The sequence below is a fragment of the Stenotrophomonas sp. S39 genome (assembly GCF_016624665.1).
In the GTDB taxonomy this organism is placed as follows: domain Bacteria; phylum Pseudomonadota; class Gammaproteobacteria; order Xanthomonadales; family Xanthomonadaceae; genus Stenotrophomonas.
Genome location: NZ_JACVTT010000138.1, coordinates 1 through 7,951 on the forward strand (window position 1 = coordinate 1; position 7,951 = coordinate 7,951).

Annotated in this window: 5 protein-coding genes; all 5 read right to left on the minus strand. The window is 68.7% G+C overall.

Annotated elements, in window-relative coordinates; translation table 11 throughout:
• Positions 1-278: 278 nt before the first annotated feature.
• Positions 279-1,658, minus strand: coding sequence for an ATP-binding protein (locus tag IAE41_RS21020; RefSeq protein ID WP_200734434.1), 1,380 nt, complete (start codon positions 1,656-1,658; stop codon positions 279-281).
• On the minus strand, positions 1,636-2,319 hold the full coding sequence (locus tag IAE41_RS21025; RefSeq protein ID WP_079222289.1) for a response regulator transcription factor: 684 nt from the start codon (positions 2,317-2,319) through the stop codon (positions 1,636-1,638). The genes IAE41_RS21020 and IAE41_RS21025 overlap by 23 nt, the downstream gene beginning before the upstream one ends.
• 95 nt (positions 2,320-2,414) lie before the next feature.
• On the minus strand, positions 2,415-4,598 hold the full coding sequence (locus IAE41_RS21030; protein ID WP_200734436.1) for a PAS domain S-box protein: 2,184 nt from the start codon (positions 4,596-4,598) through the stop codon (positions 2,415-2,417).
• A gap of 207 nt (positions 4,599-4,805) precedes the next feature.
• Complete coding sequence (locus IAE41_RS21035) at positions 4,806-7,193, minus strand: Tex family protein (RefSeq protein ID WP_200734435.1); 2,388 nt, start codon at positions 7,191-7,193, stop codon at positions 4,806-4,808.
• Positions 7,194-7,385: 192 nt separating this feature from the next.
• The gene (locus tag IAE41_RS21040) at positions 7,386-7,601 is read right to left on the minus strand and encodes a hypothetical protein (RefSeq protein ID WP_025879252.1); all 216 of its coding nucleotides are present in this window, start codon (positions 7,599-7,601) and stop codon (positions 7,386-7,388) included.
• Positions 7,602-7,951: the final 350 nt, after the last annotated feature.

Below are 7,951 nucleotides of genomic sequence, written 5' to 3' on the forward strand. Positions count from 1 at the left end.
GCCGGCGGCTGTTGGTGGGTGCCGACCGTTGGTCGGCACATCTGTCAGATAGCGAATGAATTCATCCACGCATGGCGTGGATCTACTGGCAACGCCGGCTGTTGGTAGGTGTCGACCTTGGTCGACACCTCTGTCAGACATCGATATCCGACTCCGCGCCGACCAGCGGTCGGCACCCACCGTCAGCAACCGGACCCACCCCGCCATCCCACGGAATGCAGGCTTTTGAAGTTGATTGCAGCAGGTGCAGGGCTGCAAGCCCTGCAGAAGAACCCCCCCTACAGCACCTGCGGCCGGCACAGCAGGCTGAAACTGGCACCGCCCAGCCGCGACTCCCCGGCCGTCACACGGAACCCGTGCAGGCCAGCAATGGCCGCCACGATCGACAGGCCCAGGCCGAACCCCCCGCCTTCGCTCGCATCGGCCCGATGGAACCGCTGGAACACCAGGCTGCGCTCCGCCTCGGGAATGCCCGGGCCGGAATCCTCCACCACGATGCACGTGGCAGTGTCCTGTACCCGCGCGGCCAGCCGCACCCGGCCGCCCTCCGGCGCAAAACGGATCGCGTTGTCGAGCAGGTTGCCGATCGCTTCGAACAACAGCCCGCGATCACCCACCACGCCCGGCAGGTCCGCCGCCAGTTCCAGCTCCAGCCATTGGCCCTTTTCCTCGGCCAGCGGCGCGTAGAACGCATGGATCTCCTGCAGCAGCGCCTCCGGCGCCAGCGCGACGAAACCGGAGCGGCGCTGGTGGTCCTCCAGCTCGGAAATACGCAGCAGCGCGCGGAAACGCGCCATCAGCGTATCGGTCTCGTCCAGCACCTGCTCCAGCGCAAGCGCCTGCGGTTCACCATCGCCCACCTGCTGGCGCATGCGGTACAGCTGCGCGCGCAGCCGGGTCAGCGGCGTGCGCAGGTCGTGGGCGATGTTGTCGCACACCCCTTTGACCTCGGTCATCAACTGCTCGATGCGGTCGAGCATCGCATTGACGATCGAAGCCAGCATGTCCAGTTCATCGCGGCGGCTGGACAACGGCAGGCGCTGCCCCAGGTTGCCGGCCACGATCTGCGCGGTGGCCTGTTCAATGGCCTGGATGCGCCGCAGTGGCCGCCGGCGCAGCAGGTGCCAGCCGAGCAGGCCGGGCACCAGGGTCAGCGACACGCCCCACAGCAGCGCATCCAGAATCAGGTGATTCACCTCGTTCAAGGGCCCGCTGTAGCGCACCAGCACCAGGATGCGGCCATCGCGGGTCGGCATCGCCAGGCCGAAGCCACGCTTGCCCTGCGCGTTGGCATCGGTGATCGGCAGCCCCGATACCGGGTGCGCGCTGCCATCGCGCGGCAGTTGCGCCGGCAGGGTTTTCAGCACGCCGGCCAGCGGCTGACCCTGCGGGCTGAACAGCCCGTAGGCGTCGATGCCATGCAGGTCGTAGCGGCGGTTCTCGCGCAGGGCTTCGGTCAGCGCGTCGCCGGTGAAGTGTTCGAACAGGTGCGCCCGCTGCAGGACCGCCGACTGCGCCAGCTCGTCCAGGTACAGCGACACCCGCCAGTACAGCACGCCCAGCAGCACGCACGACCACGCCACGAACAGCAGGCTGTACAGCCCCAGCAGGCGGCTGCTGGACGAACGCCAGCCGTCAGACAGTTTCGCTGAGGACATAGCCACTGCCGCGCACGGTACGGATCAGCGACGGCAGGTCGGCCTGGTCGAGCTTGCGCCGCAGGCGGCCGATATGGACGTCGATCAGGTTGGTGCCCGGGTCGAAGTGGTAGCCCCACACTTCCTCGAACAGCATCATCCGGGTCAACACCTGCCCGGCGTTGCGCATCAGGTATTCCAGCAGCTTGAACTCGGTCGGCAGCAGGCTCAGGCTGCGGCCACCCCGGTGGGCGGTGCGCGCCAGCAGGTCCAGCTGCAGGTCGCCCACGCGCAGCACGGTCTCGTTGCTGGCCGGCTGCTGGCGGCGACGCAGCAGCACTTCCACCCGCGCAGCCATCTCGTCGGAAGCGAACGGCTTGGTCAGGTAGTCATCGCCGCCGGCACGCAGGCCGCGCACGCGCTCGTCCACGTCGGACAACGCGCTGAGCATCAGCACCGGGGTCTGCACGCCGATGCGGCGCAGGGTGGTGACGATGGCCAGCCCATCCAGCCCGGGCAGCATGCGGTCCAGGGTGATGGCGTCGTAGTCGCCGCTGGCGGCACGGACCAGGCCTTCACGGCCGTCGGCCACCCAGTCCACCTGCAGCCCATGGTTGCCCAGCTCCGCCACGATTTCCTGGGCGGTGATGGCATCGTCCTCGATGGTCAATACGCGCGACATGGGCACCGCTGAAGTCCAGACTCGCCCATGCTCGCCAAATCGGCCGGTGCGGGCAAATGAAACATGCTTCATGCGGGCGCCCGGTACGCACCGGTTCAGCCCGGCTCGTTGTCCTCGCCGGGCAGTTCGCCCAGTTCGCCCTGCACCTGCACGTTGTTGCGGCCCATGGCCTTGGCCCGGTAGCACTGGGCATCGGCGGAGGCCACCGCCTCATCCACGGTCATGCCCGTCTCAAGCGGGGCAATGCCGATGCTGGCGCCGATGCGCAGCCGTGCCGTGTCCCACGGAATGGACAGTGCGGCCAGGGTCTGCAGCAGTTCGCGGCCGATGCGGGCGGCACGGCGCGGGCCACAGCCAGGCAGAATCACCGCGAACTCGTCGCCGCCCAGCCGCGCCACGATGTCCGAATCGCGCACGCCGTGGCGCAGTACGCTGGCCACTGCCCACAGCACGGCATCGCCGGCCAGATGGCCCCAGGTGTCGTTGACCGGCTTGAAGCGGTCCAGGTCGATGAACATCAGCGAGGCGGCCTGGCCGGTGCGCTCGACGCGGGTGATCGCCTGCTGCAGGTGCGCCTCGAAACCGCGGCGGTTGCCCAGCTCGGTCAGCGGGTCGATCTCGGCCAGGTGGCGGGGCTCGCGCTGGCGGGCGCGCTGCTGGGTATCGTCGCGCAGCACCCACACCGCGCCGCGCACGTGGCCGTCGTCGTCGCGCAGCCAGGCACGGGTGAGGTCCACCGGCACTGTGGCTGCGCCCATCCGCATCAGCAGGTCAGCATGCAGGTCCACGGCATTGCTGTCCGGGTCCAGCAGTACGGCCACGTCCAGCACCGAGCCGGGCGCGTATTCGGTGGTGAGCGACAGCACGTCCTGCACGTTGTGGCCGGCCAGAGCCAGCGCGTTATCACCCGCAAGGATGCGCACGGCCGCAGCGTTGGCATACTCGATACGTCCTTCCAGGGTCACGCTCAGCACGAGGTCCGTCACGGCATCCAGGGTGATGCGGCTGCGCTGTTCGGTTTCGTACAGGCGCTGCTCACTGCTGCGCTGCGCAGTGACGTCCTGGATCTGCGACACGAAATGCAGCGGCTCACCGCGCTCGTTGCGCACCAGCGAGACCGACAGGCGCGCCCAGATGGTGTTGCCATCGCGGTTGAGGTAGCGCTTTTCCAGGTGGTAGTAGTTGCGCCGGCCGGCCAGCAGGTCCTGCACCAGGGCCAGGTCGGTCTGCAGGTCGGCCGGATGGGTCAGGCGCTGGAAATCCACCTGCAGCAGCTCTTCGCGCGGGTAGCCCAGGATCCGGCACAGCGCGTTGTTGACGTCCAGCCAGCGCCCTTCGAGCGAGACCAGGGCCATGCCCAGCGCCGCCGAGGTGAACGCACCGGCGAACTTGTCCGCCGCCAGCCGCGCATCGGCACGCGCCTGCTGCATCTCGGTGATGTCGATGGCCATGCCGACGTAGCCGATGCGCTGGCCGTCGGCACCGTCCATGCGGCTGATCGACAGGCGCACCTGGCGGCGCTGGCCATCCTTGCGCAGGAAGGTCCACTGCCGCGAGAACGTGCGGCCCTGGGCCTGCGCGGTCATGGCCTGGAACATCGTCGGCAGGCGCCCCTCGGCATCGGCCAGCGGCGCCAGGAACACGGCCATCTCTTCAGGCTCATGGAAGATGCCCGGGTCGACCCGGCCCACCACATCGTCGGCCGAATAGCCCAGCAGGCGCTCGGCACCGGTGTTGAACAGGGTGATCATGCCCTGCGGATCGGTGGCCATCACGGCCACTTCGTCGGATGCATCGACCAGCGCCTGCAGCCGCTGGCGCATTTCCGCCGCGTCCTGCCGGGCCTGCTGCAGTTCGGTCACATCGTCATGGGCGCCGGCCATCCACAGCGGTCGCCCCTGCCCGTCCCACTCGAACACGCGCCCGCGGTCGTGGATCCAGATCCAGCGGCCGTCCTTGTGGCGCATGCGCAGCAGGCACGCGTACTGATCGGTGTGCCCCTGGAAATGCGCTTCCAGCGCCGCATCCGAACGCGCCAGGTCATCGGGATGGACCAGTGCCTGGAACGTGTCCTGGCTTACCGGCTCCAGGTCTTCCTGGCGGTAGCCGACGATCTCCGCCCAGCGCGCGTTGATGCGCATCTGGCCGGTCTGCACGTTCCATTCCCAGGTGCCGGCGGCGGTGCCTTCAATGATCATCGCCAGGCGGCGACGGTCTTCGGCCAGCTCCAGCAGGCGGCGCTCGACCAGGGTGCCTTCGTTGTTGCCGGGGCCGCCCATCAGCGCCCCGTGCCCTGCGCGCACGCGCACGCCGGCCGCAGCAGTGGGCTGCAACCGTGATGGATGCTGGCGGGTACGATTGGCGCCACGGCCCTCCCCGGCGACGTCGGGACGGCCCGATGGCCCCCCATGGGCGCAAGTGTGCGCACTGTGGGGGAACCTCGACAAGTCCCCCCACCCGGGCCGCAGCGCGGGTGGGGGCGGAGGTCAGCTGCGCTTGGCGCGGGCGAAGGCGTCGGCCAGGGCGTTGTTGGCCGGTGGCGCCGACTGCGCGGGGCGACCGCCCGTGCCCTGCCCGCGGTTCTGGCCACGGTTCGGGCCGCCTGCATCGCGACGCGGCCCCTGCCCCTGGCCGCGCTCCTCGCGCTGGCCCGGCCGCCTGGTGGCCTGGCCGGGGGTGTCGTCCAGGCGCCGGGTCAGGGCAATGCGCTTGCGCGGCACGTCCACCTCCAGCACCTTCACCTTGACGATGTCGCCGGCCTTGACCACGTCGCGCGGATCCTTGACGAAGGTGTCCGACAGCGCCGAGATATGGATGAGCCCGTCCTGGTGCACGCCGATGTCGACGAAGGCACCGAAGGCTGCCACGTTGCTGACCACGCCTTCCAGCACCATGCCTTCGCGCAGGTCCTTGATGTCCTCCACGCCCTCGGCGAAGCGGGCCGCCTTGAACTCCGGACGCGGGTCGCGGCCCGGCTTTTCCAGTTCCTTGAGGATGTCGCGCACGGTCGGCACGCCGAAGGTCGCATCGGTGAACTGCTCGGCTTTCAGGCCACGCAGGAAGCTGCCGTCGCCGATCAGCGCCTTGATCGGGCGCGCGGTGCTGGCGACGATGCGCTCGACCACCGGATAGGCTTCCGGGTGCACGGCCGAGGCATCCAGCGGCTGGTCACCATCGGCAATACGCAGGAAGCCGGCGCACTGCTCGAAGGTCTTTTCGCCCAGGCGCGCGACCTTCAGCAGATCCTTGCGGCGCTTGAACGGGCCGTTGTCATCGCGGTGGCGCACGATGTTCTCGGCCACCGTGGACGAGAGGCCGGACACGCGCGACAGCAGCGCGGCCGACGCGGTGTTGACGTAGACGCCGACAGCGTTCACGCAGTCCTCCACGCGCGCATCCAGCGCCCGCGCCAGGCGGTACTGGTCCACGTCGTGCTGGTACTGGCCAACACCGATCGCCTTGGGTTCGATCTTCACCAGTTCGGCCAGCGGGTCCTGCAGGCGGCGGGCGATCGACACCGCGCCACGCAGCGACACGTCCAGGCCGGGGAACTCCTTGGCCGCAAATTCAGACGCCGAGTACACCGAGGCACCGGCCTCGCTGACCACCACCTTCTGCAGCTTCGGGTTGCCGGCGGCCTTGATCGCCTCACCGGCCAGCTTGTCGGTCTCGCGGCTGGCGGTGCCGTTGCCGATCGCGATCAGTTCGACGTTGTGCTTGGCGCACAGCTGCCTGATCGTCTGCAGCGACTGGTCCCACTGCCGGCGCGGCTCGTGCGGGTAGATGGTCTCGGTGGCCACCAGCTTGCCGGTGGCATCGACCACGGCGATCTTGCAGCCGGTGCGGATGCCCGGGTCCAGGCCCAGCACGGTCTTCGGCCCGGCCGGCGCGGCCAGCAGCAGGTCCTTCAGGTTGTCACCGAACACGGCAATGGCGTCGGCCTCGGCCTTCTCGCGGGCCTGGTTGAACAGGTCCAGCAGCAGGTGCGTGTGCAGCTTCGCGCGCCAGGTCAGGCGGCAGGCATCGAGCAGCCAGCGATCGCCGGCGCGGCCCTGGTCGGCGATGCCGGCCTTGCGCGCCACGCGGCCTTCGGCGTACTGGTGGCCGGCTTCGGCATCGCTGCCCGGGTCCAGCTCCAGGAACAGGATCTCTTCGCGGCGCGCCCGGAACAGCGCCAGCAGGCGGTGCGAGGGAATCTTCGCCAGCGATTCGGCGTGTTCGAAATAATCGCGGTACTTGGCGCCCTCGGTTTCCTTGCCCTCGGCCACGCGGGCGCGGATGACGCCGGTTTCGCCCAGCCAGGTGCGCAGTTCGCCCACCAGCGCGGCATCTTCGCCCCAGCGCTCCATCAGGATCGCGCGCGCGCCTTCCAGCGCCGCCTTGGTATCGGCCACGCCCTTTTCAGCATCGACGAAGGTGGCAGCGAACACCTGCGGGTCCTGCGTGGGGTCGCCCAGCAGGCCATCGGCCAGTGGCTCCAGCCCGGCCTCGCGGGCGATCTGCGCGCGGGTGCGGCGCTTGGGCTTGTACGGCAGGTACAGATCTTCCAGGCGGCTCTTGGTATCGGCCGCGAGGATGTCGTTGCGCAGCGCGTCGCTCAGCTTGCCCTGCTCGCCGATGCTGGCCAGCACGGCGGCGCGGCGGTCTTCCAGCTCGCGCAGGTAGGTCAGGCGTACTTCCAGGTTGCGCAGCTGGGTGTCGTCCAGGCCACCGGTCACTTCCTTGCGGTAGCGGGCGATGAACGGAACGCTGGCGCCCTCGTCGAGCAGGCCGACCGCGGCACGTACCTGGGCGGACTGGGCACCGATCTCGTCGGCGATGGTCTGGGCGATCTGCTGGGCGAGCGCGCTCCGGGCGTTCTTGGCGTCGTGCATTGCTTCAGGTCTGGGCCGCGTTACGGGAAGGCCCCATTCTGGCAACCCACGGCCAAGCGGGACAAGGCGTTGACAGGCGGTGGGATTCAGCCTCCGGCGGCCGGTCTGGACGCCGGCATCCGGGCGGGGGGGGCGGGCCCACTGCCGGCGCGGGCGCGCGATGGTGGGCGCGCCCTGCCGCGTGCTACGGGGTCAACGATAGTGGCGGGCGGCGCGCTGCATGACGATGTCGTCGCGCAGGCTTTCCAGGGCCATCAACCGGACCTTGCCGACACCCTGCAGTTCCATGAACCGCTCGGTGTAGAACTCCGGCCCCAGCGCGGTGTCGGCGCGGGATTTGCTGAAGCCGTAGGGCACCACGCCCTTCTCGCCATCCTTGCTACCACCGACATAAAGAACAATTGCCATGTGATGTCTTCCTCCAAATTGCTACTGCGTACTGCACACGATGAGCGGTACTTGCGAGCTCATCGGGATAGAGCTTACCGCGATCAAGCTGACTGGAACGTCACGAAGGCTAATGACGATCGGTTGCATGCAGATGACTGCCGGATCACTGCAGAATGCTTACAGATCCTTAACTTCCGGCTAACAAACGGGGGTTTCCAGCCAACGGCGCAGCCCCTCGTGGGTGTCGGAGGTGGGTCGACTGGCAGTCGATTGGCATTGCGAGCTGGGCCGGGCGGGGTGGATTCGCGGGACACGCCGTGAACCCGTCCATGGGGGCTCGATGGCGCCATCCATGGCGCCAACGGTCC